Annotated in this window: 10 protein-coding genes; 2 read left to right on the forward strand and 8 right to left on the reverse strand. The window is 52.7% G+C overall.

The window, feature by feature from the left end:
• Window positions 1-81 precede the first annotated feature (81 nt).
• The 5 genes from EAT1B_RS05315 to EAT1B_RS05335 all read right to left on the reverse strand — a co-directional run bounded on the left by EAT1B_RS05315 (window position 82) and on the right by EAT1B_RS05335 (window position 10,572).
• Window positions 82-2,265, reverse strand: a complete 2,184-nt coding sequence (locus EAT1B_RS05315; RefSeq protein WP_012727112.1) for a glycosyltransferase — start codon at window positions 2,263-2,265, stop codon at window positions 82-84.
• Complete coding sequence (locus EAT1B_RS05320) at window positions 2,262-5,324, reverse strand: glycosyltransferase (RefSeq protein ID WP_012727113.1); 3,063 nt, start codon at window positions 5,322-5,324, stop codon at window positions 2,262-2,264. Before EAT1B_RS05320 ends, EAT1B_RS05315 begins: the two co-directional genes overlap by 4 nt.
• 42 nt (window positions 5,325-5,366) lie before the next feature.
• Complete coding sequence (locus EAT1B_RS05325; RefSeq protein ID WP_012727114.1) at window positions 5,367-5,678, reverse strand: hypothetical protein; 312 nt, start codon at window positions 5,676-5,678, stop codon at window positions 5,367-5,369.
• Window positions 5,679-5,687: 9 nt separating this feature from the next.
• Window positions 5,688-8,333 carry a glycosyltransferase gene (locus EAT1B_RS05330; RefSeq protein ID WP_012727115.1) on the reverse strand — a complete coding sequence of 882 codons (2,646 nt, stop codon included), beginning with the start codon at window positions 8,331-8,333 and terminating at the stop codon, window positions 5,688-5,690.
• A gap of 160 nt (window positions 8,334-8,493) precedes the next feature.
• On the reverse strand, window positions 8,494-10,572 hold the full coding sequence (locus EAT1B_RS05335; protein WP_012727116.1) for a bifunctional UDP-sugar hydrolase/5'-nucleotidase: 2,079 nt from the start codon (window positions 10,570-10,572) through the stop codon (window positions 8,494-8,496).
• 287 nt (window positions 10,573-10,859) lie between these two features.
• Between EAT1B_RS05335 and EAT1B_RS05340 the strand changes: the two genes are divergently transcribed.
• Window positions 10,860-12,671 carry a hypothetical protein gene (locus EAT1B_RS05340; protein ID WP_012727117.1) on the forward strand — a complete coding sequence of 604 codons (1,812 nt, stop codon included), beginning with the start codon at window positions 10,860-10,862 and terminating at the stop codon, window positions 12,669-12,671.
• 34 nt (window positions 12,672-12,705) lie between these two features.
• Here EAT1B_RS05340 and EAT1B_RS05345 read toward each other — a convergent pair whose 3' ends face one another.
• The 3 genes from EAT1B_RS05345 to EAT1B_RS05355 all read right to left on the reverse strand — a co-directional run bounded on the left by EAT1B_RS05345 (window position 12,706) and on the right by EAT1B_RS05355 (window position 17,679).
• Complete coding sequence (locus EAT1B_RS05345) at window positions 12,706-13,218, reverse strand: hypothetical protein (protein WP_012727118.1); 513 nt, start codon at window positions 13,216-13,218, stop codon at window positions 12,706-12,708.
• A 184-nt stretch (window positions 13,219-13,402) separates the two neighbouring features.
• Window positions 13,403-15,472 (reverse strand): heparinase II/III family protein, encoded by a 2,070-nt coding sequence (locus tag EAT1B_RS05350; protein ID WP_012727119.1) that lies wholly within the window; start codon window positions 15,470-15,472, stop codon window positions 13,403-13,405.
• 113 nt (window positions 15,473-15,585) lie between these two features.
• Window positions 15,586-17,679 (reverse strand): heparinase II/III family protein, encoded by a 2,094-nt coding sequence (locus EAT1B_RS05355; RefSeq protein ID WP_012727120.1) that lies wholly within the window; start codon window positions 17,677-17,679, stop codon window positions 15,586-15,588.
• A gap of 264 nt (window positions 17,680-17,943) precedes the next feature.
• Between EAT1B_RS05355 and EAT1B_RS05360 the strand changes: the two genes are divergently transcribed.
• Complete coding sequence (locus EAT1B_RS05360) at window positions 17,944-18,585, forward strand: hypothetical protein (protein ID WP_012727121.1); 642 nt, start codon at window positions 17,944-17,946, stop codon at window positions 18,583-18,585.
• Window positions 18,586-18,720 lie beyond the last annotated feature (135 nt).

Below are 18,720 nucleotides of genomic sequence, written 5' to 3' on the forward strand. Positions count from 1 at the left end.
TTGTCCATCATTTTATTTCACATTCGATAATAAAACAATACTCATTATACTCTTGAACAATTCTTTGGTGCAATTACATTTTCATGACAATGTCGTCGCAAATTGTTCGTGTGTTTTGCCTGAAATGATTTGTTCCATCTCTCGATAGAGACGATCGAGCGCGAAATGTTTACGGGCATACGCCTGATAGGCTTTTGCGTCCGCCATCAGCTTCTCGTTCTCTTCTTTATAAGAAAGGATCGTATCGACAAATTTCGACGTGTCCGTGACGAGTAGTTCGTCTGGGTAAATCGTTTCCGCACCCGTCCAGTGGCGGATGAGCGGGTATGATCCTGCTGCCATCGCTTCGGCCGGTGCGAGATGGAAACTTTCCAAGTCACTCGTTGAGAAGACGAAGCCGATCGATTGGAGCCATGTGTCGACGTCATTTCCGTGTCCATCGAAATGGACGTGGTCACGAAGGTCCGACTCTTCGATGCGTTTCAATAGCGCCTCGTAGTACGCGCTCTCCTCTTCCCGTTTCCCGATCCAATAGACATCTTTTGGATGGTGCCCTTTAAAGTGGAGCTGGTACCGTTTGTCCGTCTTCAGCAGCTCTTCGAGCACGTCGAGCGCGAGGTCGGGACGCTTCAGTTTCGGGTTCATGCCGATCATCCCGAGACGGAACGTCAAATCGTCCGCCTGTTTCGGTTTGTCGAGCTTGTCCGCATCGACGGCGTTGTAGATGACCGTCATCTGGTGACGCGGAATCCCGAAGAGACGATGCATCTCTTCTAACATATACGGTGAGACGAGGATGATGCGGTCGATGTTGTCGAGCGCATATTCCCGTGGAAATGGTGTTTCTTTCTCCTGACGATGAATCCGGACGATGAGGCGCTGATGCGGCAACTTATGTTGCGAGTACCAGACGGCGTTGCCGAGGCCCCATTCACAGAAAATGACGTCTGCTTGCGCGAGACATGCCTTGCTGTGATTCACATCATGAATCTTGTGTCCGTCCCACTGGTCGACGAGGACCCGGTAGCTCGGGTCGGCCTCGAAACGTTCCATGAACATGCGGATGAACTTCAAGTCGTGACCGGCGAAGAGGATCGTCGTCTTCTGCATCTCCCAAATCGCGTCACGGAGACGTTCGAACGTGCTGGCGAACGAATAATTCTTCGCCATGTTGTAGAGACGTTCCGCCGCATCCTTATAGATGGCCGGATGGGTGAAGGCGAGCTCGACCTTTTCGATGAACTCGTCTTCCGAATTGACGAAGAGCGGGTAGCTCGACCCGAGCAACATCTCGTGCATCTTGTTGCGGTTGAGAAGGACCGGCTTCCCGAGCGCCCCATATTCGAGGAGCTTCGTCGACAACTCGAGGCTGTCGTCAAGGTCCGGGTGACGCCACGAGATGCCGATGTCGCTCTCTTCGATGAGCGTCTCGACGTCCGCACGCGGGATCCCTTTCAACCAGTGAACCCCTTCGTCCGTTTGAAGACGATGCGTCACTTCTTTACGGAAGTTCGGGTTGTTCGGGTCTTGGTTGAACTTGTCTCCCGCCACTTTCAATTCGACGTCCGGCATCCGGACTCGTACTTTCTCGAGCGCGTCGAGAATTTCAGCCGAGTACCAGAGTGGCGCGAACTTTCCTGTATAGACGAGACGTTTCGCCTGACGCTTGAACGTCGGCGTCGCCTCGCGCATGTTCGGGATCATCGGGTTCAAGATGAGGAACGGCTTCGGCGTCTGTAAAAACGTCTCGAAATACGCCTTCATCTCCGCCGTCTGACAGAGCATGCGAGCCGAACGGTCCGCAATCTTCTTCAGACGTGCCAACTCTTCCTGTGACGCGGCCGATGAATCATGCGTGAAATCCGTGAGATACGTCCACGTCTTTTTCATCGTATGTTCATAATCGGAGAGCGCATAGGCGAGCTGGAACCCACGGATGAACGTCATGTCATACTGTTTCGTCTCGACGAGCTCGTGGATGAGTTGGGCCGCCTCTTCCGGCTGGAGCACCTTCTTCTCATAGTACGGCTCGTCTTTCTTCGTCGAGTCTTCCGTGAAGACGTCGATGAAGCGGACGCGGTCGAGCTGTTTGATCGACGCCGTCACTTCCGGTTTCACGATCGAGCGCTTCAAGAGCACGTCGACTTCGATGTTCGGGTCCTGGTTCAACATATGCACGACCGACGTGAGCCAGATGGCCGAGCCGTCGATCAAGTTCAAATTGACGTCCCCGTATACGAGGATCCGTAGCGGTTGCTTCGTCATAACGTTACCTCCTGACGGTCCGCTTCATCCATGGCGGCACCGGCTTTCACATATTGATACGGGTCGACACTGAAGATGCGTTTGCCGGAACGAGCGAGTTCGTTCAAACTCTCGTCCGCTTCAAAGATGTGGAGCGCCTCTTCGACCGTATAGAAGCGGAGTGCCGACGGCTGCACAATCGAGCGGGACGGTGTCGCGTCAAACACATAACGATACGACTCGTCATGGTCCTGTTTGACGAGCTGACCGTCATACGTATAGTAATCCTCTTTCGTCAGAACGTCCGCTTCCGCATAGCGTGCCGCGAGCAGATAATCGCTCAAGTAGTTCGGGCCGTAATAATCGTCCGACTTCAAATGGGCGACCCAATCGTACGATTCGACCATCTCTGTGAACGAGGTATAGTGCGTCAAGTAGCTGCGCATATACGTCGAGATCGATGGCGTGTTGTACGTGTTGTACACGTCGATGTGATCCTCGAACTTATCGAGGAACATCATGAGGTGTTTATGCTCATAGTTCTGTGCCTCGAACTGGGCGACGACGCGTTCTGCCTCTTCGCGCGACTTGATGAAGGCGACGACGGCAATCTTCTCGTGGTCGACACGGTATGGGATGCCGACGTCTTGGACGATTTTCGCCAGACGTTGCGTGTACGTGTGATACGTCAACACGTGGCGCATCCCACGCATCGCGATGTCCTCATAGAACGAGTCATCCGTCATCAAACGGCGGAACGTCTCGTCCAAGTCAGACTCCCCATCGTCGAGGAAGACGTAATCGCCAAGCATGGCGTCGACCCCGACCGAACGGGTGCTGACGACCGGTGTCGCACAGGCGAGCCCTTCGAAGACACGACGTGAGAACATCGTCGGTGAATCGTTGACCGAGTTGACGTTCAACATGACTTTATACCCTTTATACGCCTTGGCAATCTGGTTGTACTTCAAACTGCCGCGAATGGCGTGACGGAACTGTTCCGGGAACTGGAGCTGGTCGCTCTCCCCGCGTTGGTTGATCGCATAGTTGCGGTCGTAAATGGCAAGACCGTACTTATCCGCCGCCGCGAACAAGCGGTCCATGTCGGCTTTACGCGATTCGTGACGGTTCGCATAATACGAACCGGCGAAACACGCATACGGCTCACGCGTCCCCGGTAAGCGAATCGGGTTATGCTCTTTCGGCTGGGCCGCGAACGGTAACGCATCGACCCGGTCATGACCACAATCTTCTTTATAATTCGGGACGCGGTTCATGTCGGTCGTATACACATAGTCGAATCGCTTCGCCGTTTCAATGAAACGGTCGTAGTGAATCGGGTCCTCTTTGTTCCAGAAGACGGTCGGGATATTGTGATAACGGCACCAAGCGAGAAGCGCGTCGAGCTCTTCCCATGTGTTCGTGCCATATTTGACGATTTTCTTCTCCCAGGCGCCGGCATTCCCTTTCCACGCCGATTCGACGACGAGGACGTCCGGTTGCTCATCGAGGAGCACCGTCTTCCAGTTGTCCGGTGTGAACGTGATGAGCTGGCATTCTGGTTTGTAGGATGCCATCGTGAACTCATCGAAGATGGCCGCGACCTTCAGTTCGTGAAGCTCACGCGGGACCGGTGCGAAGAAGCGCGCCTCGCGCACGTCCATCCACGTCGGGTTTTCCGTACCGTCGCTGACGAGTTCTTCCGCGACACGGATGCGGTCGATTCGTGCCTCGCCCACACCGTCGACACGGAGGGCGAAACGAAGGAAGCGGATGCCCCGGTCGAAATAGAAGACTTTCTCGCTTCCGATTTGAACCTGTTGCATGATCTGACGCTCCGTCGCCGAGTAGGCGATGATGTAGAGGACGACGTTCGCCCCTTCATCGGCCACACCGTCGAGCGTGACACGGTAACGACTGTTCGCCTTCACTTCATACGGGAACTCCGTCGGCAGAAGCTTGAAGCTGTTGTTCATCTCGGCATACGAGATGTAGCGACGCTGGTCGTCCTCGCCTTTCAACTGAACGACGAGCTGGTCATCCCGGCTCTTCAATTTGATGAGGTCCGGTGCCGGGATCGTCCACATGTCCGGTTTGAGCGACAAGACGTCCTCACGACGGACACTCTTCTCGCGAATCATCCCGATGTTCAAGTTCTCAAGTTGCCCCGACCCGTTCACGCGGATGAAATAGCGGATGGAACGATGGGACGGTGCGATGCGGACGATGCCGCTCAGTCCGAGTGGCACCTCGATCAGACGGTCCTGTCCTGACACCGTATACGTCGCGATGAATAGCGACGCGTCCGCTGTCCCCGTACGGTCTCCTTTTAAATAGAACCGATACAAGTCATCATCCATATCACCCGTCTCGAAGTCGATGCCACGTGCCGTATCGACGTGTGGGAGCGCGACCTCGTCGACGCCGTAGTGCGTATATTGATTCCCTTCGGCGCGAACGACGAGCGTGTCCCCATCGAAGTGAGCAATCTCACTCTGTGGTTTGAGCGAACGGAGTGACGCCGCCGTGAGCGGATAGCGGAAGTCAAAGGCGTCGACCGAAATGTTCGCGGCCGTCCCTTCCACCGTCCAAAGCGAGAGCGTTCCGAGCGTGAGGTCGACGAGGCTGAACGCCCCTTTCCCTTCCACATTCAAGTGGGCCCGGACGATTTGTTCACCCATTCCGAGTGTCACATCGACGTGGTCGCCGTCCTGTACGGTGACGTAACGGGTACGTCCCCCTTTACGAACGACTTCTAACGTCAACGTCGGCATCAAGCCTTCACGCGATTTGACGCGCATCACGGCCGTGAACGTCTTTTGCCCCGCTTCGACCAAATCGTTCACGGAGATGATGTCTGAACTTGCGTTCGGTCGGAACGTCAAGATGACCGGTTCGTCCCCTGTGAAGACGAGGTCCGTCCCTTCCACATGTACGTAAGGTGAACGTGTATACCAGTTCGGTACGACTTCACGTAGTTGATGCGATTTGTTCGGACGCTTCAACACTTTACGACCGAGTCGCTTCGACCGTTGTACCCCAAGGTAAGCGGCGCGACGTGCTTTTTTCTGCCAATCCATCCTCATATCCTCCAAATCATCGGTTCTCCCGAATCCGATTCTTTATTTGCGAATGCGTCGTGCGACAGCTTGTGCCTTCAAAATCGCCTTACCGGCTTTCGACTGCACAAGGCGACGATACTTCTTATTCACCACTTCGTATTTACGTTTCACGTCCGTGAGCGCTTGTTCTTTCTTCTCAAACGCCTGGACGGTCCATTCGAACGTATAGAGAAGGTCGCCATACTTTTGGACGAGGCGACGATGTTTTTGTCGCAACAATCGTTCATCGTGCTTCAGATGACGAATCTCCTCTTCTTGAAGTTTGATTCGCTGTTTCAACAATCCGATTTCTTTTTCTAGTTCATTGCTCATGGTCTCACCTCACAAGTATGCGTCAAAATAGAGACGCTTCAATTCTTCTTTTTGTCCTGATTCATATAAGTCGACGAACTGTTTCACAATCGGCGTCTCTAGTTCCATCGGACGATACTGTTCGATGATTTCATAAAGCATTCCGGCGTTGTCGAAGAATTCTTCCGGCTTGCTGCGGCGTAAGAAGACGAGGTACCACATCGAGAAGAACCGTTCGAATCGAGTCGAGCGGTATTGGTCGAGTACGCCTTCGCGAGCGAACGCTTTCGCCCTTGCCGTCTCCCGGATGACACACTTCATAAAGTATTTCTTCGTGATTGTATTGACCGTCGAACCGGCGACGGCCGCGTAATAGTCATGGATCGTCAAGTCGAGCAGAGCGACGCGTCCTGCGCTGAGGAACATCTCTTGGAAGAAAAGTGAGTCTTGTCCGACCGCGCCGATGACTTGTTTCAAATCATGCTTCTGGATGAAGTCTTTTTTGATGACCATCGTCTGGATACTCTGCACCTTGAAGTTGTGCTCGAGCAAGTAGGCTCTCGGGTCTTCGATGACGCGAACGCCATCTTTCTCGAGGTCTTCGAGTTCGATCATCGCTTCACGGTTCGCAAGCTTCAACATGCTTCCGACAGAGAGGTCGAGCGTGTCATCCTCTTGCATGACACGGAACAGTGCCGCATAGCCGTCGTTGACCGCTTCATTGTCCGGGTCAAGGAAGGCGATATATGGCGTCGTCGCGAGCTCCACCCCTTTGTTCCGTGGACGTGAGGCGCTCCCGCTACCGCCGTCGTTGAACGAGTACGTGTAGACGTTCGGATACTTCCGGACGAGACGTTCGATATAACCGATCGTCTCTTGGTCCGTTGAACCGTCGTCGACGAGCCAGATCTCCATGTCTTCAAACATCGAGCTACGGCGAAGACTCGAGAAACACTTGTTGTATAGATAGCGACCGTTGTTATAAATCGGGACAATCATCGAAAGCTGATAGTCACCTGGTTCGTTCGGGACGAGCACGTCATCTGGGGCGAGCAGTTCGAAATGATCGATGGCATAGCCTTGACCTTCGACGCGTTGGTCGTTCCGAAGCGTTTCAAGCGACACGTGACTAGCCGCGAACATCGTTAAGGCCACATCAGCATAGTCTTCTACGAACTCATGGATGGTGTCCTGTCCTTTCGTCACGAACGAGACGTCCGTGTATTTGAAGGCGTTGACTAAGTCTTCCACATAGTAGTCGAGATAGTGATGACGGTCGTCAAACACGGTCACAAAGTCGGCTGTACGTAGGTCGACTTCTTGTAGATCCGCTTCGGCGACGAAGCGCTTGTGCGGATATGACTGACGCTCGAACTGTTCACGTGTCGCCGTCACATCACCGCGACCGATGACGAGGACGTCACGACGGATTTCATGGTGGATGCCGAGAGTGAACAACATCTCACTGAAGCGGTCGTACATCGTATGGTTCGAGAAGATGGTCCGGACACCAGACAGTTGATGCTCGAGACGCTCTTCGTCCGTCTTAAACATCTCTAAAATCCCTTGGGCGTCCAAGGCGCTTGTGGCGATGAACACGTTCGGGAAGTCGTTGTTGACGGCGACGTTGTAGTTCGTCAAGACGAGTTGCCCGCGAGCCTGTGCCTCATAGATGGCTTGCGCGCTCATCGTCGGACTGTTCTTCACTTCATTGACGTGAAGCACCCAATTCGATGTCTCTTTCAGCTTCTCCATATCCTCAGGGTCCCCATGGACGAGGACATCTTGAAGCGACTTCGGTGCGAGTGACGCTTTCGACTCATTCGCCTCACGCATCACATAGAGTTCTTTGTTCGCATCGCGAACGCCTTGCGCGAGCGTCTCCAAATCTTTTGCGAACCGTTGGACGGGAAAACGGTTCGTTACGACGACACGGTCTACCTTGCCGCGCGTCATCCCGATCGGATTGACGTGAAGCGGGTCGACTCCCGGACGGATGACGAAGACCCGTTCATGCCCGGCTTCTTCCATATATTCCGTCACACGCTCCTCGTTTGCCGTGAAGATGTAATCACATTGCGCGGCAAGTGACGAGAAGCGGTCGAAATGATTCGTATCGAGTGTCGTTTCGAAGACGACACGGATCTCCTTTTGTTTCGCCTTGCGAATCAAGTTTCCGAGCCAGTGACGAGAGTGCGAGCGTGGCGTCCCCATGTGATGGAAGGCCGTCGTCTTATCTTCTGTGAGCGCTGCCGAGATGAGCAGGAAATCGATGTCTTCTGCTTCAAGCAACTCTAAAAAGCCTGTCACGTTCTCAAAGTAATGGGTGTGACAAAGACGTTCGAGCTCTTTGGCCCGCTTGACCGGTCCGACGAACGCGACATGCACATTCGCCTTCTCATAAAAACTGCTCCCGTTCGACTGGATGCGTGTCACATCAAGTTCTGGGAGGCGTTTCCGAGCTGCTTCGAGCTCTGCCTGTAATGCGGTTTGTTGTTCCTCGAACAGTTTGTCATCTAGACGCGGGCGTTGCGCCTGTCTCGACAAAGAAGGAAGTTCATCTAAGGTAATCAAGTCATCCCCGACCAATGCCTCTTTTCGGTTGACTCGTTCTTTTTCTTCTTTTAACCACGCGATATGCTTTTGCACGTCGCGTAGCGTCGCTTTTACATCCATACGTCCGCTCCACCTTTTTTAAGTAATCAGTATTTCTTCATCTTATCGTATCTTAACAGAGTTACATGTCGGTCGCAATTTGATGACAAATGTACGGCCCGGCGTTTCACATCAAAAAGACGGACCCACACGTGGATCCGTCCCTAAAATCATTATTCACTTACTCTGCAGCATTAACGTCGACGATCCGTCCTTCAACAGCCGGTGTGACTTCTTCACCGAGGCTGATCAAGTGATCGCGGAAGTTTTCCCAGTCGATGAGACCGAGGTCATTGACGCGGCCTTCATCAAATGCCTTCTTGAACTCAGCGTAGTTGTCTCCACCTTGCGCTGTGAAGAAGTTCGTTGCGACTTTATAGCTCGTCGCATCATCTACTGCTACGAATTCTGAGCCGTTGTTGTATTCCAAGCTAACGATGCGCTCGCCAGCCGGTTTCGAGCTGTCGAACAACACTTTGAATCCAGATACGTGGAGGAAACCGCCACTTTCGAGCGGGTAAACGCCAACGCTACGCTCGAAGGCCGCTTTCAATTCGCTACCTTTCAAGTCCATGATCGCGAGCGTGTTTCCGAATGGAAGTGTCGTCAACACTTCGCCTGTCGTGATTGGACCTTGGTCGATTTTCGCACGGATTCCACCACCGTTTTGAACGGCACCGATGACAGCTGAATCATACTCTTTCGCTTTCGTGAGCATGCCGTCTGTGATCAAGTTTCCGAGTGCAGTCTCGTTTTTACGAACACTCACACCGGTTTCGTTGCCTTCGTCATCCACACGTGGGTTGAGAAGTGGTGCCGTGAGCGTGACGCCGATTGGATCGTTGCTGATGCCATCAACCACTTCTTTGAACGGTGCGAGAAGTGAGACCGCGTATGGGTCCGGCTGAAGTGCCTTCACATCAATCAAGCTACCTGCATGTTTGACGATTTTCCCGTCTTTGTCGAACTCGACATCGAGTGTCCCGAGGAACTCGCTGTACTGATATGCTTGAACGATCAATGTCGGCTCAGTTTTGCCTTCAGTGACCATGACCGGTTGGTTCAAGCGCGTATGTGTGTGACCACCGACGATGATGTCGATGCCATCTACGTTCTCAGCAAGCAACTGGTCGTTGTCGAACGCTGGGTTGTCGTTGAAACCAAGGTGTGACACGGCGACGATTTGGTCGACACCCATCTCTTCGAACGCATCGACTGCTTTTTGCGCTTCGTCAATGTAGTTTTGGAATTCGATTGGTCCTGGGCTAGCGATTGAAGCCGTCTCTTCCGTCGTCAAACCGAAGAATCCGACTTTCTTGCCGTCGACCACTTTGATGACCCCTTCATACAAACGACCGTTATACGCCTTATCCGTCGTTTCGTTGCGGTACAAGTTCTTCATGTATTGGTCTTTTGAATAGTCCACGTTCGAGCTGACGAACGGGAAGTTCGCATAGCGGACGAAGTCAGAAAGTTCTTTATGTCCTTGCTCCGTACCGAGGTCGAATTCGTGGTTACCTGGCACCATCAAGTCGTATTTCATGTAGTTCATGAGTTTGAGGTCGGCTTGACCTTTGAACTCGTTGAAGTAGAGCGATCCTGAGAAGACGTCCCCTGCGTCGATCAAGAGGCTATCTGGCTTCTCGGCACGAACTTGCTTGATTGCTGTCGCACGGTTCGGTGCGTACTTGAGCGCTGCGTGCGTGTCGTTCGTGTGCATGATCGAGAGCTTGTATCCTTCTACTTTATAAGGAACTTCGAGTGTGATCGTTTTTCCGCGGTTCGTGTATGTAGCCGTCGCGACGAATTCGCCGACTTCATCTGTGTTGATCCCGCTCCAACGAACTGGTTTTTCGTAAGTGCCGCTCGCGAAACGCACATCTTGCTTCACGATTCCGACTGCTGGCTTCCCTTGTTTGAACACGAGTGGCTCAGACGGCGGAAGGATTTCGAGTGGATGATCGAGGACGCGTACACGTTTCTCGATGTACATGCCTTTTCCTTTTACGATCCCACGTGCTGTTTGGAACGTGCCGAGCTTCTCGAGGTCAACGCTTGATTTGTACCAGTAGATTGGCGCCCCTTTATATGTAGCGTCGAGTGCTGCATCCAAATCTCCTTTGTATACATACCCTGACTTCGCCTTGACGACCGATGCTTTCGGTGCAGCTTCTGTGACAGCAGCTGGCGTGAGTGATGCCGTCGATACAGCCGCTACGGCAAGCGCTGTATACAGTTTACGTGATGATTTCTTTGCCATGTCCAGTTCCCCTTTCGGATTTGCGAACAAGACACACGAAGGAAAGCGCTTACATCGTTCGACTTATGTATAATCCCATTGCCCCAAAGTCGTCCGTTTTTCCCCCATATGTACAATTCGCTCTAGTTCTAACGTAACGGAAACGCGTCCAATAAACAATCACAAATTGAAGATTTTTAAGGTTTTTACAATTTCCACAAAAAACGATTCCCTCTTTATGACAAAGACACGAGAGATGGCGAAATCGTTTGGGATATAATGGTTTCTAGAAAGAAGGAGGTACAGTTATGTACAAAAAGTTGTTAGGTTTTAGTCTATTATTCGTCATCCTATTCGGGATGCAGTCCGTCGAGGCGGCATCGCCGTCGTATAAGACGGTCCAATCCACCCCACTGAAGGCGTCTACGCAAAAAGGGACCAAGACCTTGATGACCGTGAAGACGAACACGAAAGTCACGCTCCTCAGCAAGACGAACTCGTGGGCCCACGTCCAAATCGGTAAAACGAAGGGGTATCTCTCCATGCGGTCCGTCATGCCGCTCGAGACACCGATTGCTTCCTATGATATGAACGAAGTCATGAGCTATAAAGGCACGGATATCGTCAGTATCTCCGGGATCAGCTATAAGATCGACCCCGCACTCAAGCCATTCTTCCAAAAGAACGGCACGGCACTCAAAAGCATGCTGGTCGTACCGAAAACAAAGGACCGTACGTTGATCGGTTGGAAACAGCTCAGTTTCTTCCCGCTCGGTCAACCTGCCAGCTCACTCGTCATCGACAAGGCGGCAGCGAGTCGGATCGACAGCTTATACATCCCTTGGAATCCGATGTCACCGAACTTCACCTTGACGACGGCAGGACCGCTCCGTCAAGTCGTCGCGAACGCACATGCTCATGACCCTGCAATCGATGGCGAGGTACAAAAACTCACCTTGAACGGTCAGATCGAGCAACTCCATACGGCAGGGGAAGTCCAGATCGCCGGAAAAGGAACAATCGAACGGTGGGACATCTCAAAAGATACGGAATATTCATATGAGATTCCTGTTCGGTATACAGGAGAGGTCGGCTTCTTGAACATCCGCAACACAGATGTCGTCGTACGCGGGACGAGCACGCTCAAAGTCCGTACCGTCGCGGCACCGACGAAGACGCACGTCCTCGGAGGAAAGAACGGCGTCATCGGTTCGATCAAGCCATCGAAGACGATTCGCGGGAAGAAAATGGGGAAAGCCGAACTCGCCATCGACAAGATGTTCTCGAACGTGAACGAAGCATCGGTCACGGCTACTCTCGACACGTTGAACATTCCCTACACGACAGCGCATGTCGGCGACTATGTGACGGCACTTCGCCAAAATGAGGCGGCTGGACCGAGCAAACGCCTCGTCAACTCGGCGACCGACCTGAAAGACATCGTCCGTCTCGTCGATGCGGTCATGACGACGAAACAGACGACACCGGCCTACGTGCATACGTCAGATTCTCAACTGAAGGTCCAGACGTTCCATGACCATGTCGACAACGCTTCTTATTACAATCAATATACACGTGCCGTCACCGGAATGGTCGCGGATGGCACATTGCAGTCAATCCGTTTCAAACGTCCACTCATCGAGAAGAAAGAATGGTATATCAGCCAGGAGAAAGACCAGACGTTTGTGTACGATGTCCCTGTCGGATCGAATCGACTCGTCACCATCGACGGCAACACGACTCGCAGCCTCGTCATGGAGACGAAAGCAGTCGCACGACCGAATTACTCAGAATCTCGGATCGAACTCGTCTCGATCAATGACAAACCACTCGCTGCCTATCAGCAAGAGCCGCCTGCCTTTGAGGCGAAAGTGATTGAATCCGGTTATCGGACATATGTCGCCATCCGTTCGAGTGACAAGGAATGGTTACGAAACACTCACTTCTTCTCCGTCGATGTGAACGCAAACTATCGAGATGGGGGTCCGGTCTCAATGGACAAGATCAACCTCGGAGGATGGAAATCGTCCGAAACCGTCATCTTTGAGATGTACGGAGCGAAACGATTGAACAACCTCACGATCCGATCATTCGGCTACAAAGACGCCGTCTACAAGTGAAGCCTACAAAAAATGACATCCTCGGCTGAGGATGTCATTGTCCGTTCGGCTGACTGATGATCGTCAACCAGACGTTCGAGTATACGCCCGCTATAATCGCGTAATCGTTCGGGTCCGCCAAATTGAGCAGCCGTCCGTTCTGATAGAAGTATAGGTTCGTGATGACGCCACCACCTGATGAACCGATGGTGATCCCACGAGCCGTGAGCGTCTCGTCCGGGTCCGTGATGATCGAGACGACCGAGTCGAAACGGTCCCGTTTGACCGTCAAATAACCGCGGTTTTGATCGATATACACTTCTTTAAATCCACGTGGGTAATGGGAAGCATTCCCATGAATGTACGGTCCTCTTTTCGGGTCGAGGCGAAGCGCCATCCCGCTGAACGTCAACTGTTCGCCGGTCGTGGACGGAAGAATGAAGTCATTCGCTTCCGCATCGTCCGCCGCGCGCGTCCAAAACAACCCCGCCACCAGCAACATCGCGACAAGCGTTACCTGAAGCCCACTCATCATTCTCTTTTTCATCCGTCTTTCCTTGCGACTCATTAGGTCCTCCTTCATGCGTTTTGCCTAGAACTAGTTCAAAAGAATGTATGACTTTATCCCTATCGTCATCCAAACATTTTCGCATATGTAAATGATATACATGATTCTTATACAATTATTGTAATATTGTTGGCAAAAATCATCAAGGAAAAACTCAAATTCGTCTGTTTTTTTTATAATCGAGTCAATACGGAATCCGGATGACGTGCTTTGTCCCGCTCTCAAGCCAATATGAGACGATGTACCTATCCCCTGTTTCTTCCACCTGCGTCTTCACGATGCGAGAATGCGTCCGGTCAAGTCGGACGAGGGTCAAGAAGCGGACGTCTTTGCCACATTCGATGGATACGACCTGTGGACGACTCACCCATTCGAAATCACGAGCCGACACGTGACTTTCTTCGATTGTCATATACGATTCGTCCCCTGTCATGAGTTGGACGATCTGCATGGCGCGATTCGACGCATCCATGAATCGGACGTTCTGGGACTCCGGCGACCCCTCGACGAGGTCGAGCCCCGGCGCCACATGGAAGCGCTGGACGAACAGATCCGGTTCTGGTGACGTGATGCGGTCGAAGACGACGAGCGTCCGTGCTTGATCGTAGACGACTTTCCGAGTGTGGAGGGCCCCTTTTCCGATGAGCCGGCTCACCCCTGTCGCCACCACCTGCTTTCCAATCGGTTCAACAGATACAATCCCACTTTCTCCGACCCGCTCGACCGACAAATCGAGCTCGTCCCCGAGGCGATGCACGGTGTTGTGTGACGTGACGCGCATCGCCTCCAAACGTTCCTCGCAGTCCGCATACCCATATCGCCCCGTCTCGACGATGAAGTCACGCCCGAGCCCGTACAGTTCGAGGCTCAAATCGTCCGCATGCTTGTGGGCCGCACCGTGATAGCCCGCCGTCATCAAAATGTAGGTCGCATCACTGAAGGGACGCTTTACATGGGTCCAATATTCACGCATGACGGCATAGTTCGAGCCGAGGTTTACCATCCGTTCAGACGGACAAACCCCTTCCCCTCCCCCGCTCAACGCGTAACCGAGTGACGGATGTGATTCGATGTCTGGAATCAGATGCCGTCCCCGAATCTGTCCTCCCGTGTCGCCGACCATCGGGAGGGTCCGGTTCGGCTTGATCAGATGGACGAGACGGTCCGGCATCGCGTCGATGACGTCAAACCGGTCGGATAAGGAGAATCCGTTCACGCTCGCCCAGTCGACGAAGCGGCTCAACATATGATAGACGTACACGTGATAGCCCGGCGAATGTTCGAGATGGGTCCCGTCTGTGGCGAGACTCGAATCGAGCTGGGCATCGAGACGCGCGCGGGCGACCCGTTCCCATTCCGGGCTTCGGTCGAACTCTGGGAAACAGGAGGCGATGGCGAAGAGCGCCATGTCCTGGAACAGCCCGTGATTATGACGCGGCCGATAAAACGTCGGCGTCGCCAACAGGACGGCATGATCGTACAGCATCTTCAATAACTTCTCGGTCATGGATGGGTCACGTTCGATCGTTGCACAGCGGTACGCCTCAAAGAATCCGAGCAGATGAAACACGCGGATTGCCGTGCCGTGCTCATGGTACGCCTCACGCTTCCGACTGACCGTGAATGCAGGATGACGTGTATGCCAACTATCGACGATCCGAGCGGCGTGTTCCACATAAGCCGTTTCTCCCGTCACCTCGAAGGCACGGGTCAGCTGATGGACTGTCGTCAAATAATGGAGTTGGAGGTAAAAGGAGTTGTTGTCCACCCGCGGCACCATCTGATCCCAATCGAACGTGGTGACGTCCGCGACACGTAACGCATCGGGCGCTGCCGGAATGTACCAGTCGCCTTGTAAGACACCGTCCGCGAACCGAACGGCCTGGTCGTCCGTCAGCCGCTCATATCGATATGGGGCGATCGGCCGCTTGTCCTGGATGTACTGATGCACGAGCAGGCGGTCCATCCGGTCGGACAGCCTCGCTTTCGTGAGCGGGCGCATCATAACGAGCATCGCCTCAGACGCTGAGACGAGCATCTGTCTGCCGTCAAGACGAACGACGTAATAACGACCGTACGGGCGTATGAGCCGACCTGTCCCGGTCTTCTCGAGTCGCGCCTCCGGTACGACCCGTCTTCCTTTCCACTGATAACACATCGTCCCCGCCGAGATGACGACGTCCCACCCGTGGCTCCCCCGTGCCGCGAGCGAGCCGCCAAATTGGGCGACGAGCCTTGCGATTGAATGTTCCATTCGTTCCCTCACTTGTCATTTGTTATACTTGAAAATTCTACCTTAGCAAATGGTGGGATTCAAGAGTTACCCATTCGTTCACACAAAAAAGCCCAGCTTTCGCTGGGCCCTGCTCATTTTGGTACGTTGATCGTATTCGTCGTGCCGTTCGAGAGCGTATACGTGACGACGTATTGCTCCGGTTGCTCGGCTAACGAGGCGTCGACGATCGACGTGCTCGTCCGGTCGATCCGGATGAGCGTGAGGTAACGGACGTCATCCCCATACTCGATCGAGACGACCTGCTCACGCGGCTTCCACTCGAAGTTGCGGACAGACAAGTGACTCGGCTGAATCGACATGTACGACTCTTCGTCCGTCTCGAGCTGCATCAACTGAATCGTCCGGCGCTTGTCATCCCGGAACGTCACGTTCTGCGCGTCCGTCGAGCCGGCGTATGGCTTCAAGCCGTCGCCGAGATGGAATCGCTGCACGAACATATCGGGTGTCTCGGAAGTGATTTTGTCGTAGACGACGAGCGTCTTCGCCTTGTCATAGACGAGCGTCCGGCGATGGGTCGCACCTTTCCCGATGAGGGCACTTTCTCCGATGGCGATACTCGTATCGCCCTTGTCCTCGACCGATACGATCCGGCTCTTGCCGACCATACTTTCACTCAAGTCAAGATTGTCCCCGTAGCGGTGCACGGTGTTGTGCGCCTCGACCTTGAGCACTTCCTGGCGTCGTGGGTCCTTCGAGTAGCCAAAGCGTCCCGTCTCGACGATGAAGTCACGGGCGAGTCCGTACAGGTCGATGCTCAAGTCATCGGCGTGCTTGTGGGCGGTACTATGGTACCCCGCCGTCATCATCACTTGGGTCGCACCCGAGAACGACTCCGGTGGACGTGACCAATATTCACGCATGAAGCTGTACTGGTCGCCAAGTTGTTTCGTCAACAGTTGTGGCACCGTCCCCTCCGTTCCGCCACTGACGGCGTAGGAAAGTTCCGGATAGTTCTCTGTATTCGGAATGATGTTCATCGCTTTTAAATAGCCTGTCGTATCACCGAAGATCGGGAGCGTCCGGTTCGGCTTCAACATATAGGTGAGCTGGTCCGGCATCTTCTCGATATAACCCGACCGCGACGGCAAGACGAAGGCGTTGGCGTCAGCCCATTCGATAAACCGTGACAACGTATGATACACGTACACATGATAGTACGGTGAATGCTCCAGATGAGTCCCGTCAGGCGAGATGCTGAAGGCGAGTTGTGCCTGAAGGCGTGAGCTCGCGAGCGACTGCCACGTCTTACTCTTGTCGAACTCTGGGAACGTCTGTGCGATCGCCGTGAGCGCCATGTCTTGGAAGATTCCATGGTTGTGTTCTTTTTTATAGAAGTCAGCGGATGCTAAAATCTCGCCATGCTCATACAGTGTCTTTAAGATGAGCTCGGTGAACGCCGAGTCTTTGTTGAGCGACGTCTGCTTGTACACGTCCCAGAAGTTCAATAGATGGAAGACGCGGAGCGCAGTGCCCTGGTCATTGTATCCCCACTTGAGTCGCTTGTAGTTATAGGCCGGGTGTGCTTTCGTCCAGCTTTTGACGAGACGCTCCCCATATTGAAGATAGGCGAGGTTGCCTGAGTCGTTATACGCCTGCGTCAATTGGTTCAACACCGTCATATAGTGGATCTGGAACGGGAATGAGTTATTGTCGACAGCCGGCACGTCCTTATGCCAGTTGAACGTGTCGATGTTCGGCACAGACAATTGTTTCGGCTCCGCCGGGATGTACCAGTTGCCTGCGAGTGCCTGATCCGCGTACATTTTCGCTTCTTCGGTCGTCAAGCGATCATACTCGTACGGGATGTGGGCATCGGTCTCTTTCATGTATGTATGAATGAGCGGACGGTTCGTCGCTGATTGAATCCGTGATTTCGTCAACGAGCGGGCCGGGACGACCTCGGCTTGACTCTTCTTCACGTAAATGCGTTTGCCACCTGACATGGCCAGATAATACCAACCGGACGGGCGGACGATGCGATACTCTTTCGTCGCGTTCGTCTTCTGGAGCGGGACCAACTTCTTGTCTTTCATTTCTAGGAGCGTCGTCGACGGGGCGACACGGGCGTTAAAGTCCGAGTTTGCCGTTGCTTCGGCCGTGACCGGGGCGAACAGGAGCATCCCACTCAGCACGCCGATCGATAATCGTGTATACAAAGGTTTCATGATATTCCTCACAGTTTCTGTTTGATTTTACCCTGTAAATTATATCCATCTATCTATGAATAAACAACTTTATTTTGGATTAAATTTACCTTTTTTATTATTTTTCTGTGGTATATCATGATCCATCCCTCGACATACATCTTAATCGTTCGACCTGGTCATTTATCTTACATCGTTCACTTACAAAGATGACCTATAATGAAATCGTATTTTCAGCACGCCACTCTTAGATTCATTCAAATCATCGTTTAGGAGAACAACATCATGATGAAGCATGTACATACTTTTTTCGAGCGATTCCGCGAGAAGAACCAGTTTATGTTAGACAACCGATTACCTGAATTTGACTACACCCCTTTACCCACAATCTATTCCCATGATGACTTGGTTTGGCATAAACTTGATGCCCGTAAACGCTATAAGTTCACTGAGATGTTCGGTTATGATGGGAAGTTCATGGTTCCATACAAACTCAACGAACTGACATATCGCATATCGTTCCCAATCGATGCGTTGATTGAGCCGGATGCTTTCCTCTTTAAAGCCACTCTCTACGAAAACACCTACATCGGCCAATCCTATGCGGACATTCTCGAAACGATATCAACTCTGACCTTTTTTGAAAGAGGATTGGTCAAACACACGTACGAAAAGCGGGGAGATTCTGAGTTGCTTCGCCAGAGAGGCGGATGGTACGACCGGGCCACTTCCGAAACAATCTATGAACAGTTTCTCAACATCGGATTTCAAGATTGGAAAACAGACTATGCAACCGGTAAACCCTTTGTGGATGGGGGACACTGGGCGTTGACTATTGTTTTTCCGAACGGAGAAACACTCAAATATACTGGTGCTTGTGAGTATCCTCATAACTGGAGAGAGGTCCAATCTCTATTTCATATATAGATGACTTTGGAAGTCATGATAGAAAGGAAGGATTCTCTTGCCCATCGATGTTCAACACAAATGGAAGCTCTTTCTGTACGTACTAAGAGAGAAGGTGTTTTCTCGCCCGAGGAACCGGTCGCCTTTCTCCAGAGT

Source organism: Exiguobacterium sp. AT1b (assembly GCF_000023045.1).
Classification (GTDB): Bacteria; Bacillota; Bacilli; order Exiguobacteriales; family Exiguobacteriaceae; genus Exiguobacterium.

What these genes read in the sequence shown, in the direction of transcription:
- EAT1B_RS05315 (WP_012727112.1), bottom strand. Translation starts at nt 2,265, where the DNA reads ATGACGAAGCAACCGCTACGGATCCTCGTATACGGGGACGTCAATTTG.
- EAT1B_RS05320 (WP_012727113.1), bottom strand. Translation starts at nt 5,324, where the DNA reads ATGGATTGGCAGAAAAAAGCACGTCGCGCCGCTTACCTTGGGGTACAA.
- EAT1B_RS05325 (WP_012727114.1), bottom strand. Translation starts at nt 5,678, where the DNA reads ATGAGCAATGAACTAGAAAAAGAAATCGGATTGTTGAAACAGCGAATC.
- EAT1B_RS05330 (WP_012727115.1), bottom strand. Translation starts at nt 8,333, where the DNA reads ATGGATGTAAAAGCGACGCTACGCGACGTGCAAAAGCATATCGCGTGG.
- EAT1B_RS05335 (WP_012727116.1), bottom strand. Translation starts at nt 10,572, where the DNA reads ATGGCAAAGAAATCATCACGTAAACTGTATACAGCGCTTGCCGTAGCG.
- EAT1B_RS05340 (WP_012727117.1), top strand. Translation starts at nt 10,860, where the DNA reads ATGTACAAAAAGTTGTTAGGTTTTAGTCTATTATTCGTCATCCTATTC.
- EAT1B_RS05345 (WP_012727118.1), bottom strand. Translation starts at nt 13,218, where the DNA reads ATGAGTCGCAAGGAAAGACGGATGAAAAAGAGAATGATGAGTGGGCTT.
- EAT1B_RS05350 (WP_012727119.1), bottom strand. Translation starts at nt 15,472, where the DNA reads ATGGAACATTCAATCGCAAGGCTCGTCGCCCAATTTGGCGGCTCGCTC.
- EAT1B_RS05355 (WP_012727120.1), bottom strand. Translation starts at nt 17,679, where the DNA reads ATGAAACCTTTGTATACACGATTATCGATCGGCGTGCTGAGTGGGATG.
- EAT1B_RS05360 (WP_012727121.1), top strand. Translation starts at nt 17,944, where the DNA reads ATGATGAAGCATGTACATACTTTTTTCGAGCGATTCCGCGAGAAGAAC.